The sequence below is a fragment of the Pseudomonas sp. S36 genome, from assembly GCF_016647875.1.
Taxonomy (GTDB): domain Bacteria; phylum Pseudomonadota; class Gammaproteobacteria; order Pseudomonadales; family Pseudomonadaceae; genus Aquipseudomonas; species Aquipseudomonas parafulva.
Window position 1 is genome coordinate 1 of the sequence record NZ_JACVVG010000030.1, and the last position, 24353, is coordinate 24353.

22 protein-coding genes and 3 pseudogenes are annotated in these 24353 nt (G+C 63.2%); 16 read left to right on the plus strand and 9 right to left on the minus strand.

Annotated elements, in window-relative coordinates; all coding sequences use genetic code 11:
* Nucleotides 1–87: 87 nt before the first annotated feature.
* From dusA to IAE36_RS16620, 3 genes are all read right to left on the minus strand, one after another.
* A complete protein-coding gene (gene dusA / locus IAE36_RS16610) occupies nucleotides 88–1086 on the minus strand; it encodes a tRNA dihydrouridine(20/20a) synthase DusA (RefSeq protein ID WP_201213515.1) in 999 nt (332 codons plus the stop codon).
* A 162-nt stretch (nucleotides 1087–1248) separates the two neighbouring features.
* Nucleotides 1249–1776: an SH3 domain-containing protein gene (locus IAE36_RS16615; protein WP_201213517.1), complete on the minus strand. Its 528-nt coding sequence runs from the start codon at nucleotides 1774–1776 to the stop codon at nucleotides 1249–1251.
* A gap of 15 nt (nucleotides 1777–1791) precedes the next feature.
* Entirely contained in the window at nucleotides 1792–2157 is a 366-nt protein-coding gene (locus IAE36_RS16620; protein ID WP_201213519.1) for a DUF7693 family protein, read from the minus strand.
* A gap of 151 nt (nucleotides 2158–2308) precedes the next feature.
* On the opposite strand from IAE36_RS16620, the gene IAE36_RS16625 reads away from it, so the two are divergent.
* Nucleotides 2309–2806, plus strand: a complete 498-nt coding sequence (locus IAE36_RS16625; protein ID WP_201213521.1) for a GNAT family N-acetyltransferase — start codon at nucleotides 2309–2311, stop codon at nucleotides 2804–2806.
* A 13-nt stretch (nucleotides 2807–2819) separates the two neighbouring features.
* Here the strand turns inward: IAE36_RS16625 and IAE36_RS16630 are convergent, their stop codons facing one another.
* Nucleotides 2820–3689, minus strand: coding sequence for an AraC family transcriptional regulator (locus tag IAE36_RS16630; protein ID WP_236408986.1), 870 nt, complete (start codon nucleotides 3687–3689; stop codon nucleotides 2820–2822).
* Between the two features lie 578 nt (nucleotides 3690–4267).
* On the opposite strand from IAE36_RS16630, the pseudogene IAE36_RS24105 reads away from it, so the two are divergent.
* The 7 genes and pseudogenes from IAE36_RS24105 to IAE36_RS24120 all read left to right on the plus strand — a co-directional run.
* Nucleotides 4268–4951 (plus strand): annotated as a pseudogene (locus tag IAE36_RS24105) (PAS domain-containing protein); the annotation flags it as partial.
* Between the two features lie 102 nt (nucleotides 4952–5053).
* Nucleotides 5054–5257: pseudogene (locus IAE36_RS24110) on the plus strand (methyl-accepting chemotaxis protein); the annotation flags it as partial.
* A gap of 105 nt (nucleotides 5258–5362) precedes the next feature.
* Nucleotides 5363–5899, plus strand: coding sequence for an RNA polymerase sigma factor (locus IAE36_RS16640; protein ID WP_201213526.1), 537 nt, complete (start codon nucleotides 5363–5365; stop codon nucleotides 5897–5899).
* Between the two features lie 3 nt (nucleotides 5900–5902).
* Nucleotides 5903–6736, plus strand: coding sequence for a FecR family protein (locus IAE36_RS16645; protein ID WP_201213528.1), 834 nt, complete (start codon nucleotides 5903–5905; stop codon nucleotides 6734–6736).
* A 123-nt stretch (nucleotides 6737–6859) separates the two neighbouring features.
* Nucleotides 6860–9373, plus strand: a complete 2514-nt coding sequence (locus IAE36_RS16650) for a TonB-dependent siderophore receptor (protein WP_201213530.1) — start codon at nucleotides 6860–6862, stop codon at nucleotides 9371–9373.
* A 299-nt stretch (nucleotides 9374–9672) separates the two neighbouring features.
* Nucleotides 9673–10455, plus strand: a pseudogene (locus IAE36_RS24115) (MCP four helix bundle domain-containing protein); the annotation flags it as partial.
* A complete protein-coding gene (locus IAE36_RS24120) occupies nucleotides 10450–11313 on the plus strand; it encodes a methyl-accepting chemotaxis protein (RefSeq protein ID WP_439646124.1) in 864 nt (287 codons plus the stop codon). The pseudogene IAE36_RS24115 and the gene IAE36_RS24120, both read left to right, overlap by 6 nt.
* Before the next feature lie 81 nt (nucleotides 11314–11394).
* On the opposite strand, the gene IAE36_RS16660 is transcribed toward IAE36_RS24120, so the two are convergent.
* Both IAE36_RS16660 and IAE36_RS16665 read right to left on the minus strand, forming a co-directional pair.
* A complete protein-coding gene (locus tag IAE36_RS16660; RefSeq protein ID WP_201213534.1) occupies nucleotides 11395–11724 on the minus strand; it encodes a hypothetical protein in 330 nt (109 codons plus the stop codon).
* Entirely contained in the window at nucleotides 11712–12143 is a 432-nt protein-coding gene (locus IAE36_RS16665) for a GFA family protein (protein WP_060483473.1), read from the minus strand. Before IAE36_RS16665 ends, IAE36_RS16660 begins: the two co-directional genes overlap by 13 nt.
* Before the next feature lie 338 nt (nucleotides 12144–12481).
* Here IAE36_RS16665 and IAE36_RS16670 point away from each other — a divergent pair, with 338 nt between their 5' ends.
* Genes IAE36_RS16670 through IAE36_RS16685 form a run of 4 tightly spaced genes read left to right on the plus strand, consistent with a single transcriptional unit; the run spans nucleotide 12482 to nucleotide 17584 of the window.
* Entirely contained in the window at nucleotides 12482–12964 is a 483-nt protein-coding gene (locus tag IAE36_RS16670; protein WP_028632546.1) for a formate dehydrogenase subunit gamma, read from the plus strand.
* Nucleotides 12958–14517 (plus strand): formate dehydrogenase beta subunit, encoded by a 1560-nt coding sequence (locus IAE36_RS16675; protein WP_201213536.1) that lies wholly within the window; start codon nucleotides 12958–12960, stop codon nucleotides 14515–14517. The genes IAE36_RS16670 and IAE36_RS16675 overlap by 7 nt, the downstream gene beginning before the upstream one ends.
* Entirely contained in the window at nucleotides 14514–17384 is a 2871-nt protein-coding gene (fdhF, locus tag IAE36_RS16680; RefSeq protein ID WP_201164468.1) for a formate dehydrogenase subunit alpha, read from the plus strand. Before IAE36_RS16675 ends, fdhF begins: the two co-directional genes overlap by 4 nt.
* Entirely contained in the window at nucleotides 17381–17584 is a 204-nt protein-coding gene (locus IAE36_RS16685; RefSeq protein ID WP_028632549.1) for a formate dehydrogenase subunit delta, read from the plus strand. Before fdhF ends, IAE36_RS16685 begins: the two co-directional genes overlap by 4 nt.
* Nucleotides 17585–17638: 54 nt before the next feature.
* Here the strand turns inward: IAE36_RS16685 and IAE36_RS16690 are convergent, their stop codons facing one another.
* Nucleotides 17639–18505, minus strand: coding sequence for a universal stress protein (locus IAE36_RS16690; protein WP_028632550.1), 867 nt, complete (start codon nucleotides 18503–18505; stop codon nucleotides 17639–17641).
* Between the two features lie 154 nt (nucleotides 18506–18659).
* On the opposite strand from IAE36_RS16690, the gene IAE36_RS16695 reads away from it, so the two are divergent.
* Nucleotides 18660–19277 (plus strand): tRNA-(ms[2]io[6]A)-hydroxylase, encoded by a 618-nt coding sequence (locus IAE36_RS16695; protein ID WP_201213537.1) that lies wholly within the window; start codon nucleotides 18660–18662, stop codon nucleotides 19275–19277.
* Nucleotides 19278–19299: 22 nt separating this feature from the next.
* On the opposite strand, the gene IAE36_RS16700 is transcribed toward IAE36_RS16695, so the two are convergent.
* Nucleotides 19300–19620 (minus strand): DUF883 family protein, encoded by a 321-nt coding sequence (locus IAE36_RS16700; RefSeq protein ID WP_028632552.1) that lies wholly within the window; start codon nucleotides 19618–19620, stop codon nucleotides 19300–19302.
* Between the two features lie 121 nt (nucleotides 19621–19741).
* On the opposite strand from IAE36_RS16700, the gene IAE36_RS16705 reads away from it, so the two are divergent.
* Nucleotides 19742–20005, plus strand: coding sequence for a hypothetical protein (locus tag IAE36_RS16705; protein ID WP_028632553.1), 264 nt, complete (start codon nucleotides 19742–19744; stop codon nucleotides 20003–20005).
* A 16-nt stretch (nucleotides 20006–20021) separates the two neighbouring features.
* On the opposite strand, the gene IAE36_RS16710 is transcribed toward IAE36_RS16705, so the two are convergent.
* The gene (locus IAE36_RS16710) at nucleotides 20022–20504 is read right to left on the minus strand and encodes an LEA type 2 family protein (protein WP_201213539.1); all 483 of its coding nucleotides are present in this window, start codon (nucleotides 20502–20504) and stop codon (nucleotides 20022–20024) included.
* Nucleotides 20505–20638: 134 nt separating this feature from the next.
* On the opposite strand from IAE36_RS16710, the gene IAE36_RS16715 reads away from it, so the two are divergent.
* Both IAE36_RS16715 and IAE36_RS16720 read left to right on the plus strand, forming a co-directional pair.
* Entirely contained in the window at nucleotides 20639–21763 is a 1125-nt protein-coding gene (locus IAE36_RS16715; protein WP_201213541.1) for a sigma-70 family RNA polymerase sigma factor, read from the plus strand.
* A 139-nt stretch (nucleotides 21764–21902) separates the two neighbouring features.
* Nucleotides 21903–24323 carry a TonB-dependent siderophore receptor gene (locus IAE36_RS16720; protein WP_201213577.1) on the plus strand — a complete coding sequence of 807 codons (2421 nt, stop codon included), beginning with the start codon at nucleotides 21903–21905 and terminating at the stop codon, nucleotides 24321–24323.
* Nucleotides 24324–24353: the final 30 nt, after the last annotated feature.

Here is a 24353-nt window from a genome sequence, read left to right on the forward strand (position 1 = left end):
ACAGGCCTAATTGGCCCGAAACAAACGTAGGAGCGAGCAAAGCTCGCGATGGGCTGCAAAGCAGCCCCAACCCCAAGGCCACCCAAATCACCGCCCCTGCAACAACTCCAACGCCTGATCAAACACCACCAGCGGCTCCGCCGCCTTGTGAATATCCGCCGACAGCAACTGCCTGAACCGCCGCGCCCCCTTGAACCCCTGGGCGAGCCCAAGAATATGCCGGGTGACATGGTGCATCGCACCGCCACTTTCCATGTGCGCCACGATGTAAGGCCGCAACTGCATCATCACCTCGCTGCGCGTAACCACCGGCGCAGCGCTGGCAAACAGCCGCTGGTCCACGTCTGCCAGCAAGTAAGGGTTGTGATAAGCCTCGCGCCCCAGCATCACACCATCAAAGGTTTGCAGGTGCGCTTCACACTCTGCCAGGGTTTTGATACCACCGTTGAGCACGATTTCCAGGTCTGGGAAATCCGCTTTCAGCTGCGCCGCCACGTCATAGCGCAGCGGCGGCACCTCGCGGTTCTCTTTCGGCGACAAGCCTTCAAGAATGGCGATACGCGCATGCACAGTGAAGCTGCGGCACCCAGCCTCGCGCACCTGGCCGACAAAATCGCACAGCTCGGCATAACTGTCGCGCCCATTGATGCCAATGCGGTGCTTGACCGTCACCGGGGTCGACACCGCATCGCGCATGGCCTTCACGCAATCAGCCACCAGCGCCGGATGCCCCATCAGGCAGGCGCCGATCATGTTGTTCTGCACCCGGTCGCTGGGGCAACCGACATTCAGGTTGACCTCGTCATAACCATCCTGCTCGGCGAGCCTGGCGCAGGCCGCCAGGTCTGCCGGCACACTGCCGCCCAGTTGCAGGGCCAGCGGGTGTTCGCTGGCATCGTGGCGCAGAAAGCGCTGGGCGTCGTTGTGCAGCAGGGCACCGGTGGTGACCATTTCGGTGTAGAGCAGGGTGTGCTTGGAGAGCAGGCGCAGGAAGAACCGGCAGTGGCGGTCGGTCCAGTCCATCATGGGGGCAACGCTGAAGCGGCGGGACGGCTCAATGCGTTGTTTGTTCAGGTCTTGAGGCATCTAAGTCACGTGTCTGAATGACCAGGCGCACCGCGCCAGGCCAAGTGGTATTCGAGGAGGCGCATAGTCTATCAACCCAAGCAATCCCGCGTCCGGTTTTGGCCGATGGGGTGCTTTCAGCTGGGCCTTAAACCATCCAGCCCGGCCTCGCAACAAAACCCGTCAAATGCCATACCGCTTGTTACCCCCAGAGGTAATGCAGTAGCGACCACCGCGGGGCCCGATACAAACACGGCCAGAAGAGCAGGGGCACGACATACCATACGTAGGCCCGGCGTTGCGAGCAGGCTGCGGAACCGCCCGCTGCCTTTTTTGCGTGGCATTGGCAAAGCAATTTGCTGTGGTGCAGAGGTTCTTGAACGAAAGCCAACGTGGAGCCTGGCCATCGAGGCTGATGCGACCCCAATCCGCGTGCCGTTCGTAAACTCGCACAGTGTCACCCCGTTTAAGGCTGCCAACCACCGTGCCGCCTGGGCTCGCGCGCAGGTTCAGCTTGTCAGCGTTTACAAAATGCTCAAGTGTCGAAGATGAGGGCTTTTGCCCCACACCTGGCGACACGGCCGCAAGGGTACTCACTGGCGTGGGGCTAATCGGCTGCTCAACTTCAGACGGGCTCTTTTTTCCGGTTGCCCAGATCACGACGAAGAGCACCACGATTGGCAGCAGCCATAACTGTCTTTTATCGCGCATATCCCTTGCACCTATTCAGTAAGCAACGCTGGTACCGCAGCCATCCGCTTGAAGTGTAGTCAGCAACCGCTGCAGATTCTGATACTCCCACCCTGACAGCAACGCAATCGGATCAATACGGGCACCCGGGTCGAACGCCCAGCACCTGCCCTCCGGGCTCACACACCACTCGCAAAACTCAGGCTCGCCGTTGTTGGCGCAGATGCGCATCTTCCAGCCATCGACATCCACTACGTAATGCAAGCAATCCAATTGTTCTGAAACCTGGCCACGAACAATTGTCATCGTCCGGCGCCCGAAAAGCGCTTCCCGCAGCACTTGGCAGGCCTCACGCGCAGTGAGCGGATTGGGCACCGCTTCATCCCATTCTTCCAGGTTCATCTCTGCACCGAGCCTCCTAATGAGCCGCCGCCAATAGTATCCTGCTTCAGCAAGTGCCAGTCCTTCACCGCGCTAGACTACGAACTCGCTGAGCGACCCACCCAACCGCCCACTCAGATGGCTCACCCGCTGACCCAACCCAGGCCGCCCCATGCACCCCCAAGTAAGACCCGCCACCCTCGCCGACACCCTACCAATCGCAACCCTGCACCGCGAGGCCTTCACACGCCAGATGGGCTCCGAAACCTGGGTACACGCCACATTGTCCGCCGCACCGCGAATGCTGGCGTTCGTGTTGGAACTGGAAGGCGAAATCGCCGGGTATATCTTCTGGGCCCAGAAGTCCGGCATTCGCCCGGAGGCCACGCTCGAACTCGATCAAATAGCGGTGGCCGGCCGGCATCGCGGGCACGGCTTCGGCGAGCATCTGATCAGGGCGTCACTGGCCTTGGTTACCGAAGCGTTGAGCAGCGAGGGCCAACGTATAAAGTCGGTCCTCGTCTCAACCCGTGCCGACAACGCTGCCCAGCAGCTTTACGCAAAAGTGCTGGGCGCAAAGGTGGTGGCCAGTATCGATGGCCTGTATTCGGCCACGGAAGTGATCATGTTGGCCACCTTGAATCAGGTACCCGACGAGCAGGCCGACTAGTGCCAAAGCCGGCTTATTTCAACGGCACATAAACATCCGTCTCCCACCGCTCTACCGGTGTTTCGGGGTACACACTCAGGTATTCGAATACCAGCGGATGGTCGCGTAGCTCTTCTCCGCTGGCGGGCAGCCAGTCCCGGTACACCGGGTAGATCGTTTCGCCAATGCAGTCCAGCGAGCCGACGTGGCGGATCACCGCACATCGACCTGCCGGTATCACCCGCGCTTGCACGCCATAGGTGTTGGGCTGCAGGGCATCGCGCATCTCGCCGCACACGGCGAAGCGGAAATCCTCGGCGGGGGTGGTGTCGGGGTTGTCGTAGGGGATGCCGAACGTGCGGCAGCTGGCGACGGGCGATTGGCCGGTTTGCATTCGCCACTGGCGAAAGCGCGCCACGGTTTCGCCCACGCGGTTGGGCGCCCCGTGGTGGTCCAGCGCGGCAACGCGGGTTTCAGGGAAGTTCACGATACGGATTTGCATGCTCATACGCCTGGCAAGGTGGGGAACCACGAACACCGCACTCCAGGCCTTCCAGTTGGGCGCCTTGGCAAAGGCGCTGGGGGGCATGCCAAAGGCGCGCCTGAATGCCCTTGAAAACGCCTCGGGGCTTTCGAAGCCCGCACCGAGCGCGGCCTGCACGACCGAGACCTGTGGTGACGCCGCCAACTGATGTGCCGCGCGGCGCAGCCGGGTGAGCTGGACGTAGCGCGATACCGGCACGCCCATGAACGCACTGAACTGTCGGTGAAAGTGATACGCCGAAAAATTCGCAAGGCGGCTCAGCGTTTCGACCGAGAGGTCACCGTCGAGGTGGCCATCAATGTGGGCGAGTACGGCATCAAACCGTTTCGCGTACTTGGCGAGCAGTTTCTGGTCGGTCAACGATGGGGTCTCTGAACGTTGCGGTATGCCTATCATTCCCGCTTCAGCGGGTGCGTTGCCTAGCCGTAGTTGCTCTGTCGGCAATAGTGTTCACTAGGCAGTGACTGCGCCTTTAAAACTGATATCGTAATGATGTCAGTGCTACGCAACCTTTTGCGCAATGCAGCGGTCGGAGTATGCACTGATTGCGTCTCGCAACCGCAGATGCTGCGTTGTGCACCCGCTGCAACGCGCCATGCAAGCCAGGGATTCGGCATTCTTCGTCTTCCTCCGAGTATCAACCCATGCTTCATCTATTTCGTAACCGCCATGAGCTTCAGGTGCTCAAGCAACTGGCTGCCGCGCTGCCTTCCTCCTCCAGGGCCGAGGCTGGCCGTGGCTCGGCCAGCTGGGCAGACGTGCAAAGTGAATGGACTTCACGCGAACTGAAAGCCGCAGAGCGGGACAACCGTATTGCCGAACTGGAGCGCGAGCTGGAGTCTGCGCGCCAGTTGCTGGCCGAAGCCGATGCCAGTGCCCGTGCTTCGGAAACCCGCTTCGACCTGGTCAACCGCGCCTCCAGCGAAGGCCTGTGGGACATGGAGGTGGTGGCTGGCGACCCGGTCAACCCACGTAACCGCTTCTGGTGGTCGCAGCAGTTCAGGGAGATGCTGGGCTTTCGCGACGAGCGGGACTTCCCCAACGTGCTGGCCAGCTGGGCCGACCGGCTACACCCGGATGACCGGGCCGCCACCCTGGATGCGTTTGCCCGCCACCTGAACGACAAGTCGGGCATGACACCGTACCGGGTGCGCAACCGCCTGGCCATGGAGGACGGCAGCTACCGCTGGTTCTTCGCCCAGGGCGAAACCCTGCGTGACAGCCGGGGCGTGCCGCTGAGGGTTGCCGGTGCGTTGCGGGACATCCATGACGAGCTGCAGCGCGAGCAGGAACACGATGTGATCATCACCCGTTTCGAGCTGGCACGGGAGATGTTGTCCGATGGCTTGTGGGACATGGAAGTGATCGCGGGTGACCCGGTCAACCCGAACAACCCGTTCTGGTGGTCGCCGCAGTTCCGCCGCCTGCTGGGCTTCGAGACGGTGGAGGAATTCCCTGACGTGCTGGACAGCTGGGCCTCGCGCCTGCATCCGCAAGACAAGGCCTACAGCCTGGAAGCGTTCCAGGCCCACCTGAACGACCGCTCCGGCAAGACCCCCTTCGACATCGAGTACCGGTTGAAGATGAAAAGCGGCGAATACCGCTGGTTCCGCGCCCGCGGGCAGACCAAGCGCGATGCCCACGGTGCGCCACTGCGGGTGGTGGGGGCGCTGGTGGACGTGGACCTGGAGCACCAGCAAAGCGCCATGCGCGATACCGAGGCGGCCCACCAGCGCACGCTGGAAGCGAACATCGTCAAGCTTACGCAGATTGTCGGCACCATCCAGAGCATTGCCAGCCAGACCAACCTGCTGGCACTGAATGCGGCCATTGAAGCGGCCCGTGCAGGCGAGGCGGGCAGGGGCTTTGCGGTGGTAGCGGATGAAGTGCGCAAGCTGGCCACGCGCACCACCGAGGCCACCGAGCAAGCGGCTGACATGATGCGCACCTGAACCCTGGGCGATCGGGAAGAGTAGGCAGGGGTCGCATTTTAGATATAATGCGACTCACTCCCAATTAGCCCCTGTCTGGTCATGACCAAGTCTTCCCCTGATGCCGAACTGATCAGTGCGCTGGCCCTGCATTATGACGACCTGGTCGCCTATATCCGCAGGCGCTTTCACGGCAGCCAGTTCGCCCGAGACGTCGTGCATGACGTGTGCCTGCAATTGCTGGAGAAACCGCCGCAACAGGCGGTCAAGCTGCCATTCGCGTTTCTGCGCCGCACATCCTTCAACCGCGCCATCGACCGCCGGCGCGCGGACAACACGCGTCTGGCGTACTTCGAACCCACCGACTCGGTACCTGACTGCCATGTGCATGAGCTCGATGGCGCCGCAGCGCTGGACTTCGAGCAACAGTTGGAAGCGCTGCTGGCGATCATCGACGCGTTGCCGGCGCGTGCCCGGCAGGTGTTCCTGCTGCATCGGATCCACGACATGCCGCAACGGGAGATCGCGGGTGAACTGGGGATCTCGGTGAACATGGTCACCCAGCACTTTGCCCGGGCCATGCGCAGCATTGCCCAGCGCTGGGAGCCTGCGCGGCAGGCATTGGCGGGGCGGGGCTGAGCCATGGCACAGCCCCGTCGGCCCGACCCGGGCGACCCACTTACGGCCTTCGAACGTGCAGTGCGCGAACGGGTGCCTTCGCGTGAGGCCGTGCTGGCTGAAGCCAAAGCGCAAACCGCCCGGCAGCGCACACGCAAGCAAGCGCTGGGCGCCACGGTTTCGGTGCTGTGCCTGGCAGTCACGTTATGGATGTTGGACCCGGCCTGGCGTACGGATGACCTGCGCACCGGTCATGCCCAGCGCCAGCGCCTGCAGTTGCCCGACGGCAGCCACGCGGTGCTCAACAGCGCCACCCACCTGCGTATCGAACACCGCTTGCGTAGCCGCCAGTTTGAACTGCTGGAAGGGGAGGCCGCCTTCACCGTTGCGCACGGTGCCAGGCCGTTCATCGTCCGCAGCCAAGGGGTGACGGTGCGGGATATTGGCACCGTATTCAACGTGCGCAGCGACGCCCGCGGTGTCGCGGTTGCGGTGCTGGAAGGCGCGGTGGAGGTTTCAACCGCTTCGGTTGCGCCACAACGCCTGGAGGGCGGCCAGCAGGTGCTGGCGAGCAATCAACGCCTCGGGCGTGTCACAGCACGTGCGCCATCGCAAGCCAGTGCCTGGCAGCAAGGCAAACTGCGCTTTGATGGCACACCGCTGCACGAGGTGCTGGCCGATATCCGTCGCTACCGCCAGGCACCGGTTAACCTGGCAGACCCGCGTTTGGCACACCTGCGTGTGTCTGGGGAGTTTGACACGGCGGCCATCGAATCGCTGATCGACCTGCTGCCGGCGATTCTGCCCGTGATAGTGACCCGTTCAGGTAATGGCACCGTTACTGTGAGCGGCCGATAGCGCTGTCGCCAGGGCGGTTATCAGAAGCTAACGATAATTTTTCGCATCGCACCTCAACATTGCGCTGCGTTCATCCGCCACTGCCAATGAACGTCACTTTTGATCGCGTCATTGGGGAGCTGCATGAACAACCACACACCACCGCGCCGTATCCATGTCGGCCGCCTGTCGGCACTGGCGGCAAGCCTGCTGCTGGCCTCCAGCCTGCAGGCCCAGGAAGCCCAGCACAACGTGAATGTACCTGCCCAGCAACTGGACCAGGCGCTCAACGCCCTGGCCCGCCAGACGGGCAGCCGCATCCTGTTCGCCACCGATACCGCTGCGGGCCGGCAGGCACCTGCGCTGGCTGGCCATTTGAGCGTGGATCAGGCGCTGCAACGGCTGTTGCAGGGTTCGAGCCTGGGTGTGGAGAAGACGGCGGAGGGCAGCTACGTGATCGCCGAACAGGTCACTGCCGACAATGCGCTGACCCTCGGGGCCATCACCATTCAGGGGCAGGGGATGGGTGAGGCGACCGAAAACAGCAAGTCATACACGGCAGGCCTGGTCAGCGTGGGTTCGAAGACGCCCACCAGCCTGAAGGACACCCCCCAGACTGTTTCCATCATCAGCCAGCAGATGATCGAGGACCAGCGCATCACCACGCTGCCCGAAGCCATGAAGCGTACCCCGGGCATCACCGTGCGCAACAACAGTTACAGTTCGCAGCAGTTCTATTCCCGGGGTTTCGGTATCGACAACGTGCAGATCGACGGCACGTCACCGATGGACATCGGCACCGGGCTGGGCACCTTCTACAGTGAGCGGCTGTACGACATGGCGCCCTATGACCACGTTGAGGTATTACGCGGTGCAAGTGGGCTGTTGGGCGGCACCGGGGACCCGGGTGGCATCGTCAACCTGGTGCGCAAGCGGCCAATGGCCAGCTACCAGCTGAAACTGAACACTTCCGCAGGCTCCTGGGACAACTATCGCAGCGAAGTGGACCTCACCGGCCCTCTGGGCCTGGACGGCAAGCTGCGCGGCCGGGTAGTGGCGGCCTACACCGACCGCCAATACTTCATGGACAAGCGCAGCACCGAAAAGCCGTTCCTGTACGGCATTCTGGAAGCGGACGTTACCGATGACACGATGCTGACGGTGGGTGGCAGCTACGACAAGGTCAAGGACAACGGTACCGGGGACGGCCTGCCGCGCTACAGCACGGGTGGCGACCTGAAACTGCCGCGCAGCACTTGGTTCACCTCCAACCGGGCATGGTCGGACAGCTACACCCGGGAGTGGTTTGCCAAGATCGACCACAGCTTCAACCCGGACTGGAAGCTCAACGCTTCCTATACCCACTCGTATAACAGCGCCAACGTCGAGGGGATAAACCCTTACGGCTCAGTAGACGAAACCACCAACACCGGCACGTACTGGTGGGGCAGCTACGTTTCAAGCTGGAGCAACCAGTCGGTATTCGACATCAACCTCTCGGGCACCTTCGACGCCTTTGGCCGCCAGCACGAATTGCTGCTGGGCGCCGACTACCAGAAGGTGACCAGTCGCTGGCGCGCTGCCATGGGGGTAAACGGTAAAGGCGGGTTGATCGACCTGTGGAACCCTGGTGCCACGCCCTTGCCGGAGTTGGGCTCCAACCGGAGCTTCTGGCGGGACTACAACCCCAATACGCGAGAGCAGTACGGCGCCTATACCACGCTGCGCCTGCAGTTGACCGACCCGCTGAAACTCGTGGCCGGCGCCCGCGCCCAGCGTTACAGGTTCGAGCAGGCCTATAGCCTGCGCAACAATGACGGCACCGGGCCGTGGCAAGAGCAGGACCGGGTCACCGACCGCGAAGCGACCACGCTGGTGCCCTATGGTGGGCTGATCTATGCGTTGGACGAACAGTGGTCTGCTTATGCCAGTTACTCGGAAGTGTTCAAGCCGCAGTCGCAGAAAATGCAAGGCCCCGAGGCCTCCCCATCACCCCTTGAGCCAATGACCGGTAAAACCTATGAAACCGGCCTCAAAGGAGAGCTGTTCCAGGGTGCGCTCAATGTCAGTGCAGCGCTGTTCTACACCACCCGTGAGCACCAGGCGGCCACCGACCCGGCATACCCTAACCCACCCTTCAGCTACAGCAGCTCATGTTGCTTCCTGGCGCAGGACAAGGTCATCAGCAAAGGCATCGACCTTGAGGCGACCGGCGAGATCATGCCGGGGTGGGACATCATGGCGGGGTATACCTACAACATGATCCGCAACAGCAGCGAAGAGACACTGTCGAGCACGGTAACGCCCCGTCATCTGCTGAAGCTGTGGAGCGTCTACAGCTTCAAGGGGGCGCTGGAGGGCTGGCGCGTGGGGGGTGGGGTAACGGCCATGAGCCCCACTTACGTCACCGGTAAAGCCTACCGATTCGATGGCGACGGCAATGTGACAGACAGCAATGATTATGATTTCAGCCAGAGCGGTTATGCGGTATACGATGCGATGGTTGAATACGATATTGATAATCATTGGACGGTTGCGCTAAACGGCAACAATTTGTTCGATCGCCGTTATTACGCCAGTGTCGGCACTTCTGAGTATGGGAATTACTATGGCGAGCCGCGCAACGTTGTACTGACGCTGCGTGGCACCTTCTGGTAAGCGGCATTGCTGCACCCGGACGCCTGCCTGAACTGCAGGAGTTTTTTTATATGCGTCAACGATGTGGCGCCATTTTTTTCATTAATGTCATCGGCCAGTGGAACGCTTGGCGCAGGGGTGGGGTCAGTGTCTTGGCAATTGGCCATTAGCCACGTTCAAGGGCGTACTGATCGTCCTGGCTTTTGAGTTGATGAAAATCATCGCACGGCACTTCAGGGTACTGGGGTGCCGCCGATACAGCATTGATGCCAGCGCCTGAGTGCAATTGCAGCCCATCCCTTTTATTGCAGGCCTCCCTAATGAATTGGTTCTACGACGCCAGATTAGCAATCAAGCTGTACCTCGCCTTCGCGCTTTGCGCATTGATCACCTTGATTGTAGGAGTTGTCGGTAGCCAAGGAATCGGCTCGTTGTCTTCGAGTTTGCAACTCGTGTTCTCCAATAACCTGGTGTCGGTGGCCAAAACCGCCGAAACCCGCTCCAGTGCAATTGCCCAGAGTCGTGATCTTTATCGCTTCCTGGCGGCAACCACCACCAATGCGCCGCAAGAGGAACGCAGTGCCATCCTCGCCTCCATGAAAGAGAATCGCCTGACGAGCGAAAAAGCCTTCGCTGTTTATCGTGCAACGCCCTTGGCTGATGACGAGCGTGCGGCCGGCGACAAGATGGAAAAGGACTGGCCCGCCTACCAAGCGGTCGTCGACCGGACCGTGGCGACCATCCAGAGCGGCGACCTTGCAGCTGCCAGGCAACTGATGGCCGGCGAGTTGCACCAGGCCTTCCGTACCGTGATCGACGAACTGACCATCATGGTCGAATCCAACAACCGCCAGATCGGTGAGGGCGCGCAGGACGCCAGGGACAGTGAGGCGGCTGCCAAGCTCAACCTGTACATCGGCATTGGTGTCGCCTTCGTGGCTGCACTGCTGCTGGGCATGTTCATCAGCCGGGTGATCAGCAAACCGATTGCGGTGGCTGTTCGTAACGCCGAACGCATTGCGGGCGGCGACCTCACCCAGGCGGTTGAAAGCGGCCATGCCGATGAAACCGGCCAACTGCTGACCGCGCTGGGTGCCATGCAGAACAACCTGAAAACCACAATTCAGCAGATCGCCAGTGCGGCAGACCAGTTGGCCTCCGCCGCTGAAGAACTGAATGCGGTCACCGAAGAGAGCACCCGCGGGCTGGTGCGTCAGAACGACGAGATTCAGCTGGCGGCCACTGCGGTGACCGAGATGAGCGCAGCGGTCGAGGAAGTGGCCCGTAACGCAACGTCCACCTCCGAAGCCTCTCGCCAAACCAGCCAGGAGGCGGCCAGTGGTCGTGACCAGGCCCGTGAAGCGGTGCAGGCCATTACCAGCGTCAACAGCGAAATCGGCCAGTCGACCGTGATTGTCGACGAGCTGGCGGGCAGCGTGCGTGATATCGCCAAGGTGGTGGATGTGATCCGTGGCATCGCCGAGCAGACCAACCTGTTGGCGCTCAATGCGGCGATCGAGGCCGCACGTGCTGGTGAACAAGGGCGTGGCTTTGCCGTGGTTGCCGACGAAGTGCGCGCACTGGCGGCGCGTACCCAGGCGTCTACCGGTGAGATCGAAGCCATGATCACCAGTGTGCAGTCGCGTGCCGACGATGCGGTGAAGGCCATGGGCAACAGCCGCAGCCTGGCAGACAGCACCGAGGCATTGGCCAAGGCCACGGGTGAGTCGCTTGAGCGGATCGCCCAGAACATCGCCCAGATCAACGACCGCAACCTGTTGATCGCCACGGCGTCGGAAGAGCAGGCCAATGTGGCGCGAGAGGTGGACCGCAACCTGATCAACATTCAGGACCTGTCGACCCAGACCTCGGCAGGGGCCAACCAGACCAACGCTTCCAGTCAGGAACTGTCGCGTCTGGCCATTTCGTTCAATACCCTGGTCAACACCTTCAAAATGTGATGCGTGATCGGGCGGGTTGACCTGCGTTGGGGCAGGGCAGGCAAGGCGCAACTGAGGTGCCTTGCCTGGGCCCGCAACGGGTCAGTCGACCCGCACGAACACGTTCTTGGTCATTTCGCTGCCGCCAATGGCTTCCAGGCGCTTGCCGCCTTCCAGTACACGAACGTTCAGCAGGGCCATGCCGTCCTTGTTGCGGGCGGTGACCACGTCATCCTTGCGCTCCCACTCATCCACTTTCAGCTTGTTGCCATTGGCGATGATGTAGTCCTTGGAGAACTCCCAGGTTTGCTTGGGGGCTTCGAAGCCCATCACGGTGGTGGTCTGTTCGTAGGTGCCTTCGAGGGCGTCGTTGCCGCAGCCGGCCAGAACGAAAAACGGCAGGGCTGCAAGGGCGAGTTTCAGGGTACGCATGGGATTTCCTTTTCGGGTGGTGAGTCGGGGGTGGAGGAACCTGATGGCAGGTGCCACGAGGCTGCGTTATCGGTGTGAAGGTATTTTTGCTTTGCGGGCTGGAACGGTGTGTCCAGGGTGCCCAGAGCGACCGAAACCCATTCGGCGAATTCACCCTCGCTGCGCGACCAGAACAGGTTTGAGCCGCAGGCTGCGCAGAACTGGCGCTGTACGGTGGCAGAAGAGGCAAAGCTGTGAATGCGGTCGGCGCCGCGCAGAATGCGCAGGTGGGTGCGGGGCACACTGCCGTAGGACGCAAATGCGGCGCCATGGGCTTTGCGGCATTGGCTGCAATGGCAGTGGCTTATCGCCTTGGGTGGGGAGAGCAGTTGGTAGCCAACCGCAGCACAAAGGCAGCTTCCCTGAAATGTGCCTGGCATACGCTGTTCCGTGCGTAGGAAATGCGACAGCTTAAACGCAGTTGTGAGTGGCGTCGAGGGTCGGGAGGCGTAGGGCTTGGCCCTCTGGGCGCTGCACCGGGGTCGGCTGCCCCATCCGTCGGTTTCAGGATGCGCCTGGTCGCTCGTACGCATCCGCTTGCGCCCACAAGTGCCATGCTTTCAGGATGCCCCCGTATCAGTGTGCGTAGACACATGAACAGGGGCACGGAGGCCGCCAGTACCACGCAACCGTGACGTGGCCGGCGCGCCGCAGCAGAACACGCCGGCACCCGCCAACATAACAACAGGGGCGGGGCCGTGATGCCGAGGTCCGCTGTATGCCTGATGAACTGCTTCACCTACCCGCCGTTGAACGTATTCTGGCACGCCACCAGGGCACCCCTGGCGCGTTGCTGCCGATCCTGCATGCCATCCAGCAGGACATCGGTTTTGTCCCCGACGCCGCCGTCGCCGAAATCGCCCATGCGCTGAACCTCAGCCAGGCCGAGGTGCGCGGGGTGATCACCTTCTACCACGACTTCCACACCACACCGCCAGCCCGCCACACCCTGCGCCTTTGCCGCGCCGAGTCGTGCCAGAGCCGCGGTGCCGAAGCCTTGGCCGCACAATTGCGCGAGCAGTTGGCCCTGGACGACCATGGCACCAGCGCAGACGGTGCCATCAGCCTGCGCCCTGTGTACTGCCTGGGCGCATGCGCCTGTTCGCCGGCCCTGGAGCTGGACGGGCAGGTGCACGCACGGCTCACCCCTGAGCGCCTGCGTGAACTGGTGAACGGTTGCCGGGAGGACGCAGCATGCTGACGGTGTACGTACCTTGTGATTCGGTAGCCCGTGCTGTGGGGGCTGACCAAGTGGTCGACGCACTGCAGCGCGAGGCCCTGCAGCGGCAGTTGCCGCTTGATGTGCAACGCACCAGCGCCCGCGGCCTGTACTGGCTGGAGCCCTTGGTTGAGTGTGACAGTGTGCAGGGCCGCGTCGGCTTTGGCCCGGTGACCCCGCAGGATGTGCCGTCGTTGTTCGACGCACTGCTTGGCGAGGCGGTTGGCCATGCGCTGGCACTCGGCCCGGTGGAAGCCATCCCCTACCTGAAAACCCAGCAACGCCTGTTGTTCGCCCGCGCTGGCATTACACGGCCACTGTCGCTGGAGGATTACCGCGCCCATGGCGGCTTTGCCGGCCTGGAAGCGGCGGTAGCGATGAAGGGCGATGACGTGGTCGCCAGCGTGCTCGACTCGGGCCTGCGCGGCCGCGGTGGCGCTGCGTTCCCGGCAGGTATCAAGTGGCGTACCGTGCGGGGCGCTGCCGGTGGGCAGAAGTATGTGGTGTGCAATGCCGACGAGGGCGACTCCGGTACCTTTGCCGACCGCATGCTGATGGAAGGCGACCCCTTCCTGCTGATCGAAGGCATGATCATCGCAGGCCTGGCCGTGGGCGCCGACAGGGGCTACATCTACGTGCGTTCCGAATACCCCGATGCCATCAGGACCCTGAACCAGGCGTTCGTGGTCGCGCGGCAGGCGGGCTACCTGGGTGCCAACGTCGCCGGCAGTGGCAAGGCGTTCGAGTTGGAGGTACGGGTAGGCGCCGGTGCGTACATCTGCGGGGAAGAAACCGCGTTGCTCGAATCCATAGAAGGCAAGCGCGGCATTGTGCGTGCCAAGCCGCCGCTGCCGGCGCTCGAGGGGTTGTTCGGCCTGCCGACGCTGGTGCACAACGTGCTCACCCTGGCCTCGGTGCCGATCATCCTGGCCAAGGGCGCGGCGTTCTACCGCGACTTCGGCATGGGGCGCTCGTTGGGGACCATGCCGTTCCAGTTGGCCGGCAATATTCGCCACGGCGGGTTGGTGGAGCGGGCCTTCGGCTTGACCCTGCGTGAGCTGGTGGAGGGTTACGGCGGCGGCACTGCCAGCGGCCGGCCGCTGAAGGCCGCGCAGGTGGGTGGCCCGCTCGGCGCCTGGGTGCCGCCCAGTCACTTCGACACGCCGCTGGACTACGAAGCGTTCGCCGCCATGGGCGCCATGCTCGGCCACGGCGGGGTGGTGGTGGCCGACGATACCCTGAACATGGCCAGCATGGCGCGGTTTGCCCTGCAGTTCTGCGCCGAAGAGTCCTGTGGCAAGTGCACCCCGTGTCGCATCGGTTCCACCCGTGGCATGGAGGTGGTAGACCGGCTGATCGCCAGCCAGGACATCACCGACCGCCACGACCACGCGCTGCTGCTGCGCGACCTGTGCGACACCATGCAGTACGGTTCGCTGTGCGCCATGGGCGGCATGACTGCCTACCCGGTGGCCAGCGCCCTCAAGTACTTCCCTGCCGATTTCGGGCTGACCCAAACGGAGGCCGCGCAATGATCAACTACTTCGACCCGGAAACCGACCTGGGTACCCCAGCCCGTGACAGCGACGTGCAGGTCAGCCTGAACATCGATGGCCGTGCCATCAGCGTGCCGGCCGGTACCTCGGTGATGCGCGCTGCGGCCATGCTGGGCACCAGCATTCCCAAACTGTGCGCCACCGACAGCCTGGAGGCGTTCGGTTCGTGCCGCATGTGCATGGTGGAAATCGAAGGCATGCGCGGCTACCCGGCCTCCTGCACCACCCCGGTCAGCGAAGGCATGGTGGTGCGCACCGAGACGCCGCGCCTGGCGGGCCTGCGGCGCAATGTGATGGAGCTGTACATTTCCGACCACCCGCTGGACTGCCTGACCTGTTCGGCCAATGGCAACTGCGAGCTGCAGACCGTGGCCGGGCAGGTCGGCTTGCGCGAGGTGCGCTATGGCTACGACGGCGCCAACCACCTGGCCGAAAAGAAGGACCTTTCCAACCCGTATTTCAACTACGAGCCCAGCAAGTGCATCGTGTGCAGCCGCTGCGTGCGGGCGTGCGAGGACATCCAGGGCACCTTTGCCCTGACCATCACCGGCCGTGGGTTCGAGTCCCGGGTGGCGGCCGCCGGTGGCGATGATTTCCTCAGTTCCGAGTGCGTGTCGTGCGGTGCCTGCGTGCAGGCCTGCCCGACGGCAACCCTGACCGAAAAGAGCCTTGTGCAGCTGGGCCAGCCGGAACGCGCGGTGATCACCACCTGCGCCTACTGCGGCGTGGGCTGCTCGTTCCGCGCCGAGATGAAAGGCGACCAGCTGGTGCGCATGGTGCCGGACAAGAACGGCGGGGCCAACCATGGCCACGCCTGCGTGAAAGGGCGTTTTGCCTGGGGTTACGCCACCCACCCGGACCGCATCACCAAGCCCATGATCCGCAAGCGCCTGGAAGACCCGTGGCAGGAAGTGAGCTGGGAAGAAGCGGTCACCTACGCCGCCAGCGAACTGCGCCGCATCCAGCTCAAATACGGGCGTGATTCAATCGGTGGCATCACCTCCAGCCGCTGCACCAACGAAGAGGCGTACCTGGTACAGAAACTGGTGCGTACGGCGTTCGGCAACAACAACGTCGACACCTGCGCGCGGGTGTGCCATTCCCCCACCGGCTATGGCCTCAAGCAGACGCTGGGGGAATCGGCGGGTACACAGAGCTTCGACTCGGTGATGAAGGCCGACGTGGTGCTGGTGATTGGAGCCAACCCAACCGATGCGCACCCGGTGTTCGGCTCGCAGCTCAAGCGCCGCTTGCGCCAGGGTGCCCGGCTGATCGTGATCGACCCACGGCGCATCGACCTGGTGGACTCGCCCCATGCCCGCGCCGAGTTGCACTTGCAACTGCGCCCAGGCACCAACGTGGCCATGCTCAACGCCCTGGCCCATGTGGTGGTCACCGAAGGCCTGCTGGCCCAGCGCTTTATCGACGCCCGTTGCGAAACCGAGGACTTCGCCCGCTGGCGCGACTTCGTCAGCCTGCCGGAAAACGCCCCTGAGGTACTGGGCCCGGTCTGTGGCGTACCCGCCGCAGAGATCCGCGCGGCCGCCCGGTTGTACGCCACCGGCGGCAACGCGGCCATCTACTATGGCCTGGGGGTGACCGAGCACAGCCAGGGCAGCACGGCGGTGATGGGGATCGCCAACCTGGCCATGGCCACCGGCAACATCGGCCGCGAAGGGGTAGGGGTGAACCCGCTGCGCGGGCAGAACAACGTGCAGGGTTCGTGCGACATGGGCTCGTTCCCCCATGAGCTGCCCGGGTACCGGCATATTTCCAACGAGAGCGTGCGCGCCGAGTTCGAGCAGGCCTGGGGCGTGACCCTGCAGCCCGACCCGGGCCTGCGTATCCCGAACATGTTCGAAGCCGCATTGGACGGTAGTTTCAAAGCGCTGTACTGCCAGGGCGAAGACATTGCCCAGAGTGACCCGAATACCCAGCACGTGACCGCAGCCTTGCTGGCCATGGAATGCGTGGTGGTACAGGACATCTTCCTCAACGAAACCGCCAAGTTCGCCCACGTGTTCCTGCCCGGCAGCTCGTTCCTTGAGAAGGACGGTACCTTTACCAATGCCGAACGGCGTATTTCGCGGGTGCGCAAGGTGATGGAGCCGTTGGCCGGCAAGGCTGACTGGGAGGCCACCGTGGCCTTGGCCAACGCACTGGGCTACCCGATGAACTACCGCCACCCGTCCGAGATCATGGACGAAATCGCCCGCCTGACGCCGTCGTTCCACCGTGTGAGCTACGCCGAGATCGAACGCCACGGCAGCTTGCAGTGGCCCTGCAACGATGCCGCGCCCGATGGCACGCCGACCATGCACATCGACCAGTTTGTGCGCGGCAAGGGCCGTTTTATGCTCACCGGGTACGTGCCTACCGACGAGAAGGTCAACGGGCGCTACCCGTTGCTGCTGACCACCGGGCGCATCCTTAGCCAGTACAACGTGGGCGCGCAGACGCGGCGCACCGGCAACGTGGCCTGGCACGACGCCGACCGCCTGGAAATCCACCCCACCGATGCCGAGAGCCGGGGTATCCAGGACGGTGACTGGGTGGGCATCGGCAGCCGGGCCGGGCAAACGGTGCTGCGCGCCCGTGTGAGCGGGCGGGTAGCGCCGGGGGTGGTGTACACCACGTTCCATTTCCCCGAGTCCGGGGCCAACGTGATCACCACCGACAACTCCGACTGGGCCACCAACTGCCCTGAATACAAGGTCACGGCGGTGGAAGTGGTGAAGGTGTTCCAACCGTCGCAGTGGCAGAAGCGTTATCAGGACTTCAGTGACGAACAGCGGCGCCTGCTGCAGGAGCGCCGCAAAGCGGAGAAAGCCGAGGTGCGCCAATGAGCAATGACAGCCTGGTGAAGATGGCCAACCAGATTGCCCATTATTTCGACAGCGAACCTAACCGGGCGCTGGCCGTGCAAGGGGTACGCCAGCACCTTCATAGCTTTTGGACACCGTCGATGCGCAGGCAATTGCTGGCGTGGATCGACGAACATGCCGGGGAGGGGCTGGACCCGAAAGTGAAGGAGGCGTTGGGCTGAAACCGGTCAGTGGGCTGCCTCCAGTAACGCACGGAGGCAGCCCACACCGTCCAGTTATGCTGAGCGTGCCAGTTGCGCCAGGTGCGCGCTGGCTTCCTCGCTTTTGAGCACCAGTACATCGCTTTCCAGCGTATCCAGCACCACCTCCGATGTATTGCCGATCAAAGCGCCATTGATACCCGTTCGGCACACCGTACCGATCACCGTCACCACGGCGTCGAGCTTTTTCTGCACGTGGGGTATCAGCACGTCCGCTGGCCCTTCGGCCACATGCAGACGGTCCTCGCTGATGTCATATTCAGCCTGGAAGGCCTTGCACGCATCCCGGTAACGCTGCTCGATGGTTTCGCTCAGCTGGAAGGCCGGGTCGGCCGCGGAGAGCATCGGCGACGGGTGGGCACTGATTACGTGCAGCTCGCCCTTTGCCAGCGCCGCAATGTCATAGCCGTGGTCGACAATGGCGGCATGCAGCCGCCGGTGGTGGTCATCCTGGTTGCCGACGTCCACCGCTGCCAGGATCTTGCCCTCGGTCCAGGGCCGCTCGCTTTTCACCATCAGCACCGCGCAGGGGCAGTGGCGCAACAGCTTCCAGTCGGTGGGGGTGAGCAGGGCGCGCTTGAGCGGGTTGTCGGGCCGGTGCTCCTTGATCACCAGCTCGCAGCCCTCGGCTTGCTGCACGTGGATGATGGTGTCATGCAGCGTGCCGCGCCAGGCCTCCTCGTGGGTAACGTTGTCGTACCCGTCATCGTGCAGTTGGCTGCTCAGCAGGCTCAGCACCGCGCTGTGTTCGTGACGCTTGTCGCACATCAGCAGGTGCAGGCGCGCGCCCGTGACGCTGGCGATCAGTTTGGCTCGGGTCAAAGCCCGGCTGTGGGCGTGCTCAGGGTCGAGCACGACGAGAATGCTGCGGACGGCTTGCATGGGCGTAGACTCCCTTCGAGATTGGCAACCGGTGCCTGACTATAGTCGGCGCTTGCCCCGCGGGCGCTTGACGTATATCAAGCATAGCCACTGACGCAGGCCGCCGCCGCCGCTATAATCGCCGGCCCTGCCTGTTCTGTGTGGTTGCCCGCTCATGTCCCTGATCCCTGAAATCGACGCCTTTCTCGGCTGCCCCACGCCAGACGCCTGGATCCAGGCGGCGCTGGCCGATCAGGACACGCTGTTGATCGACCACAAGAACTGCGAATTCAAGGCTGCCAGCACGGCCCTCAGCCTGATCGCCAAGTACAACACCCACCTGGACCTGATCAACGTGATGTCGCGCCTGGCGCGAGAGGAACTGGTGCATCACGAACAGGTGCTGCGCTTGATGAAACGCCGTGGAGTGCCCTTGCGGCCGGTGTCGGCAGGGCGCTACGCGTCTGGCCTGCGGCGCATGGTGCGGGCCCACGAACCGGTCAAGTTGGTGGATACGCTGGTGGTGGGGGCATTTATCGAAGCGCGCAGCTGTGAGCGCTTCGCGGCCCTGGTGCCGTACCTGGATGACGAGCTGGGCCGCTTTTACCACGGCCTGCTCAAGAGTGAGGCACGCCATTACCAGGGCTACCTGAAGCTGGCGCACCTTTACGGTGATGAGGCGGATATTGCTCGCCGTGTGGAGTTGGTACGCGCCGCGGAAGTGGAGCTTATCCAGTCACCCGACCAGGAGCTGCGCTTTCACAGCGGTATCCCCATGGCGCAAGCCGCCTGACGGTTGCCAGGCGGCCAGGGGGTCAGTCACGGCGGCCCAGCAACAGGCCAACCACCAGGCCAACGCCTGCCGAAATGGCAACGGTCTGCCACGGGTGCCCACCGATGTAGTCCTGGGTGGCGTCTACCATCGGCTGGGCCTTGTCACGCACGTTGCCGGCCGCTTCGCGGGCCTGGCGCAGTTTCAGGCTGACCTGGGCGCGCAGGGTTTCCGCTTCCTCGCCCACCAGGGCAGCGCTGTCGTTGAGCAGTTTTTCCGATTCTTCGATCAGCGCCTGCAACTCGCTGAATACCTGGTCCTTGATCTGATCGCTGTCGGCTGCAGCGGCATTTTTACGGGCCATGCCATGCTCCTCGTCTATGGGTTGTTAGAACAATGGATACTCGTGCGCCGTAAAAGTTGCTTCCAATCGCTGTTGGCGCGTTGGTGTAAGATAGCCGCCATTTACAGCTAGCAGGTGATCCATGAGTTTCAACCTCGCCAACATGAGCTTCGAGGAACGGGCGCAGATCGAGGCCGAGAAGGCGCGCCTGTTCGAAATGTGGCAGGCCAACCTGGGCAAGGCCAAGGGTGAAGCGGCGCGCCTGATCGCCGAGAAGCCCAGGCGCAAGGGCAAGTGGGCAGAGTGGGTGCGCAACGAGCTCGACAACATGACGCCGCCCGAGTACGGCAACATGGTCCGCAGCGAAGTCAACAAGCTGATGGCCGCAGCCAACGCCGGCCGCTAAGCCGGCATACGGGGACCTACCAGTCGGTGCCCTTGGGCAGGTCCAGCTTGCCTTCATCGGTGAAGCGTACGGTGCCCAGCGGCCCGCCGGCCAGCTTGCCGCGCAACTTGTACGGCAGCCCTTGCAGCCCGTCGAGCTTGCCCAGGCCATAGGCCTGGCGCAGGAAAGAAAACGCAGTGATGCTCACCGGTACCTCGATCACGGCTTCGCCATAACGCCCGATCTGCCCGTGCTGGTCGCTGACACCTGCGGCCAGCGGTTGGCCGTTCACTTCCAGGTTGAGGGCAACGCCGTTGTAGTCGATGGGCGTTTCGTTGGGGTTTTGCACCCGCATTTTCACGGCCATGCGCAGCTCCAGGTCTTGCCCGGGCAAAGGGTCTATGCCGATCACGCTGACATTAACCGGCTCGCGGGGCTGCAGCATGGCGCAGGCGCCAAGGGCGGTGACCATTACCAGTACCATGAACGAGCGGGTTGTACGGTAGAAGCGGGCAGTCATGAGGTGCGAACCTTGCCTGGGGAGTGCGGGCAGTGTGGCAAATGCGCGTCGGCGTTGAAAGTGACAACGTAGATGAAAGATACTGTTTCTCATTAACGCCCGATAATTCCTCCTAACGTGCAGTGGCCGAACCCATGCTGACCTCCCCCGCGCCGGGCTTGCTGGCGAGCTTCCAGGAGCACTATGACGACCTGTTGCGGTTTCTGACCCGGCGCATGAGCGACCGCCAGCGTGCTGCGGATGTGGCTCAGGAAACCTACCTGAAGCTGGTTAAAATCGACGCCCAGGCGGTTCCGGTGTTGCATGCGCGCAGCTTCATCTTCCGGGTGGCGGGCAACCTGGCGATCGATGCCTTGCGGCGAGAGCGGCGGATCGCAGCGTGCCACGATGAAGGTGAGGGCGTTGTGAACGTGGCCTGCCAGGCACCCCCGCCGGAAGCGGCGTTGCTGGCCCATGAACGCTTGCAGATTCTTGACCAGGCGCTGTTGCAACTGCCGGCCAACGCGCGTCAGGCATTGCTGTTGAACCGGGTGGAAGGGCTGACGCAACGGCAGGTAGCCCAGCGCCTGGGGGTGTCCGAAAGCATGGTGGCCAAGTATATCGGGCATGCCCTGCGCCACTGTCGGGGCTGGTTGAAGCAGGCGGGTGTGGCTGCATCCGTGGCCGCGCTGATGACAGCGCTGGTGGTTTGGCAGCAGGCGCCCGCGCTGCTGGCCGACTACCACACGGGCGTAGGTGAGCGCCGGGTCATCACCTTGGCCGATGGCACGCGGGTAACATTGAACAGCGCCAGCGCCCTTGACGTGGCCTTTGACGAGCACGAGCGGCGCGTGGTGCTGGTGGCAGGCGAGGCGCTGTTCGAGACTGCGCCCGGGGCGCGGCCTTTTGTGGTCGAAACGGCGACGCAGCCGGTGCGCGGCGATGCCGCACGCTTCAGTGTGCGCCGCGATGGCGGTGTGGTCCTGGCCCAAGGCACTGCGCAGGTCGGGGGGCAGCCTGTGGCAGTCGCCAGTGATGCCAGCACGCAAATGGCTTGGCAACGGGGCAAGCTGATCTTCAATGGCAGGCCGCTGGGCCAGGTGCTGGAAGAGCTGGAGCGTTACCGCCATGGTCGCATCGTGCTTTCAAACAGCCAGCTGGCAGCCATGGAGGTCAGCGGGGTGTTCGACCTCGATGACCCTCAGGCGTTGCTGCGCACCCTGGAACAGCGCTACGGCCTGACAGTCACCTACCTGCCATGGTTGGCGGTAGTGCGTTAAGCCGCCTGTGCGGGCTAACTGAAAAATACTTTCAATGGGGACTGCAAGTTCTTCCAGGCCAGATCGTCGTAGTGGGACTGATCAGCAACCTCTTCCCATTGACGACTTGCCTGGAAGCTCAATCGTGCATTTGAAGCCCATGCCCATCAACCGCCGCGGCGGTTACCTCCATCATGCTTTGATGTCCTGCAGCGCTGTGGCTTTGCTGGTCGGCCCGCTGCAGTTACAGGCCGCCAGCGCTGCGCAGCCTGCGCCACTGCAGGCCACACAGGTGCAGCTGAACGTCCCCGCCCAGCCCCTGGACCAGGCCCTGACGGCCTTTGCCGACCAGGCGGGTGTGCACCTGCTGTACACCACGGCCGACGTCGCTGGCCGTACCAGTGCTGCCCTGCAGGGGCAGTACGGTGTGGAGCAGGCGCTGCAAGTGCTGCTGGCAGGCAGTGGCCTGCGCTGGCAGTTCACCGATGCCGGCACCATCACCTTGCGCAAGGCTGATGCCCCGCCGCAGGCTGTGAGCCTCAAGCCCATCGAGGTCAGCGTGGCGTCGCGCACCAGCACCGCCATCGCCGAAATCCCAGGTACCGTCTGGGTGGTTGACCAGCAGCAGCTGCGCGAGCAGATCGACAGTGGCGTAAGCCTCAAGGAGGCCATCGGCAAGCTGGTCCCCGGCCTGGACCTGGCCCCGGAAGGGCGGACCAACTATGGCCAGAACATGCGCGGGCGCAACGTGCTGGTGATGATCGATGGGGTCAGCCAGAACAGCTCCCGTGGGCTGTCGCGCCAGTTCGACAGCATTTCACCCTTCAACGTCCAGCGTGTGGAAGTGCTGTCCGGCGCCAGCGCCATCTACGGGGGCGGCGCCACCGGCGGCATCATCAATATCGTGACCAAGAAGGGCGAGCCCGGGCCGGCGCGCTTCGAAACCCAGCTTGGCGCCAGCAGCGGTTTCAACAACAGCGACGACCTCGCCACCCGCTTCGCCCAGTCGGTCAGTGGCGGCAACGACCGCTTCAACGCACGGTTGGGTGTGTCCGGGGAGCAGAACGAAGCCTTCTACGACGGTGCGGGCGACCAGATCTTCATCGACAACACCCAGACCGACCTGCAGTACAACCGCACCCTGGACCTGCTGGGTACCGTGGGTATGCAGTTCAACGACCAGCAAAGCCTGGACCTGCTGGCGCAGTACTACGATTCGGGCAACCACGGCAGCACCGGTATCTGGTTCCCCAACCTCAAGTACAACGCACCGTCGGACCTGGAGGACGCCGAACTGCGCAGCGGCTATTCGTCAGACCTCAACCCGCGCACCCGGCGCCTGTTGCTCAACGCCAACTACCACCACAGCGACGTGCTGGGCCAGGACTTCTACCTGCAAGCGTCCTACCGCAAGGAAGCCGACAATTTCTACCCGTTCCCTTACTACAACCGCGGTGCGCCGACCGGTTCACGTGGGGTGTATTTTGCCGGGTCCCAGCAGAACTTCGAGGTCACCAGCCTTAAGGGGCTGTTCGCCAAACAGTGGGACACGTTGAAGCTCACCTATGGCGTGGACGTTGACCGCGAGCGGTTCAATGCCGACCAGACCACCTTTGACGCCCGCACCTCGTCCGCCACCGGTGGCCTGGACCTGGACAAGGCCGGCAAGGCGGCACGCTACCCCAGCTACCGGGTGGACGGCGTGTCGTTCTACGGGCAGCTGGACTGGCATGCCACGGACAACCTCACGTTCTCCGGCGGCGCGCGGCGTCAGCAGATGGACGTGGATGTTGGCAACTTCAAGGGGGTGCCGGGGGGCAGTAACGATTACCAGGTCAACCTGTACAACCTCGGGGCCATCTACGACTTCAAGAACGGCCACCAGCTGTGGACCAACTACGGCGAGGGTTTCGACCTGCCGGACCCGGCCAAGTATTACGGCAAGCCTGGCCTGAGCGTGGGTGACAACCCCCTGGCCGGTATCAAGAGCCGCCAGGTGGAGCTGGGCTGGCGCTACGCGGACCTGCAATGGGATGCGCAGGCGGCGCTGTATTACATCTGGTCGGACAAGATCATCAACGTCGATTCGCAAACGCTGACCATTGACGTAGAGGCCCAGAAGAGCCGTGATTTTGGTTTCGAGGGCGCGCTTACCCGTCACTTCCAGAGCGGCTGGGAGGCGGGTGGCACCTTGCACATGACCCGTTCCGAAGAAGAGGCGGCCGGTGGCGGCTGGATCAAGCGTGATGCCCGCTATGCCTCGCTGTCCAAGACCACAGCATTCGTCGGCTGGAAGGACGATGGCCGCAGCGCACGGCTGCAGGCCAACCGGGCGTTCAGCCTGAAGGACGATGCCGGGCACACGATCGACGGCTACACCACCTTCGACCTGCTGGGCAGCCAGGACACAGGCTTTGGCACCTTCAGCGCCGGTATTCAGAACCTGCTGGACAAACAGTACAGCACGGTGTGGGGGCAGCGGGCTGCGTTGTTCTATTCGCCTACCTACGGGCCGGCTTACCTGTACGACTACCAGGGGCGCGGGCGAACGTACACCTTGACCTGGAGCCTGGCGTACTGAGCACCCACCTTCGCGGCGCCTAGCGAGCTG

Bases quoted from the DNA above. Each gene is read 5' to 3' on its own strand.
- IAE36_RS16690 (WP_028632550.1), bottom strand. From the start codon at position 18,505: ATGCAAGCCGTCCGCAGCATTCTCGTCGTGCTCGACCCTGAGCACGCC.
- IAE36_RS16705 (WP_028632553.1), top strand. From the start codon at position 19,742: ATGAGTTTCAACCTCGCCAACATGAGCTTCGAGGAACGGGCGCAGATC.
- IAE36_RS16685 (WP_028632549.1), top strand. From the start codon at position 17,381: ATGAGCAATGACAGCCTGGTGAAGATGGCCAACCAGATTGCCCATTAT.
- fdhF (WP_201164468.1), top strand. From the start codon at position 14,514: ATGATCAACTACTTCGACCCGGAAACCGACCTGGGTACCCCAGCCCGT.
- IAE36_RS16620 (WP_201213519.1), bottom strand. From the start codon at position 2,157: ATGAACCTGGAAGAATGGGATGAAGCGGTGCCCAATCCGCTCACTGCG.
- IAE36_RS16670 (WP_028632546.1), top strand. From the start codon at position 12,482: ATGCCTGATGAACTGCTTCACCTACCCGCCGTTGAACGTATTCTGGCA.
- IAE36_RS16710 (WP_201213539.1), bottom strand. From the start codon at position 20,504: ATGACTGCCCGCTTCTACCGTACAACCCGCTCGTTCATGGTACTGGTA.
- IAE36_RS16640 (WP_201213526.1), top strand. From the start codon at position 5,363: ATGACCAAGTCTTCCCCTGATGCCGAACTGATCAGTGCGCTGGCCCTG.
- IAE36_RS16645 (WP_201213528.1), top strand. From the start codon at position 5,903: ATGGCACAGCCCCGTCGGCCCGACCCGGGCGACCCACTTACGGCCTTC.
- IAE36_RS16660 (WP_201213534.1), bottom strand. From the start codon at position 11,724: ATGCGTACCCTGAAACTCGCCCTTGCAGCCCTGCCGTTTTTCGTTCTG.
- IAE36_RS16675 (WP_201213536.1), top strand. From the start codon at position 12,958: ATGCTGACGGTGTACGTACCTTGTGATTCGGTAGCCCGTGCTGTGGGG.
- IAE36_RS24120 (WP_439646124.1), top strand. From the start codon at position 10,450: ATGCAGAACAACCTGAAAACCACAATTCAGCAGATCGCCAGTGCGGCA.
- IAE36_RS16665 (WP_060483473.1), bottom strand. From the start codon at position 12,143: ATGCCAGGCACATTTCAGGGAAGCTGCCTTTGTGCTGCGGTTGGCTAC.
- dusA (WP_201213515.1), bottom strand. From the start codon at position 1,086: ATGCCTCAAGACCTGAACAAACAACGCATTGAGCCGTCCCGCCGCTTC.
- IAE36_RS16615 (WP_201213517.1), bottom strand. From the start codon at position 1,776: ATGCGCGATAAAAGACAGTTATGGCTGCTGCCAATCGTGGTGCTCTTC.
- IAE36_RS16715 (WP_201213541.1), top strand. From the start codon at position 20,639: ATGCTGACCTCCCCCGCGCCGGGCTTGCTGGCGAGCTTCCAGGAGCAC.
- IAE36_RS16625 (WP_201213521.1), top strand. From the start codon at position 2,309: ATGCACCCCCAAGTAAGACCCGCCACCCTCGCCGACACCCTACCAATC.
- IAE36_RS16700 (WP_028632552.1), bottom strand. From the start codon at position 19,620: ATGGCCCGTAAAAATGCCGCTGCAGCCGACAGCGATCAGATCAAGGAC.
- IAE36_RS16650 (WP_201213530.1), top strand. From the start codon at position 6,860: ATGAACAACCACACACCACCGCGCCGTATCCATGTCGGCCGCCTGTCG.
- IAE36_RS16720 (WP_201213577.1), top strand. From the start codon at position 21,903: ATGCCCATCAACCGCCGCGGCGGTTACCTCCATCATGCTTTGATGTCC.
- IAE36_RS16695 (WP_201213537.1), top strand. From the start codon at position 18,660: ATGTCCCTGATCCCTGAAATCGACGCCTTTCTCGGCTGCCCCACGCCA.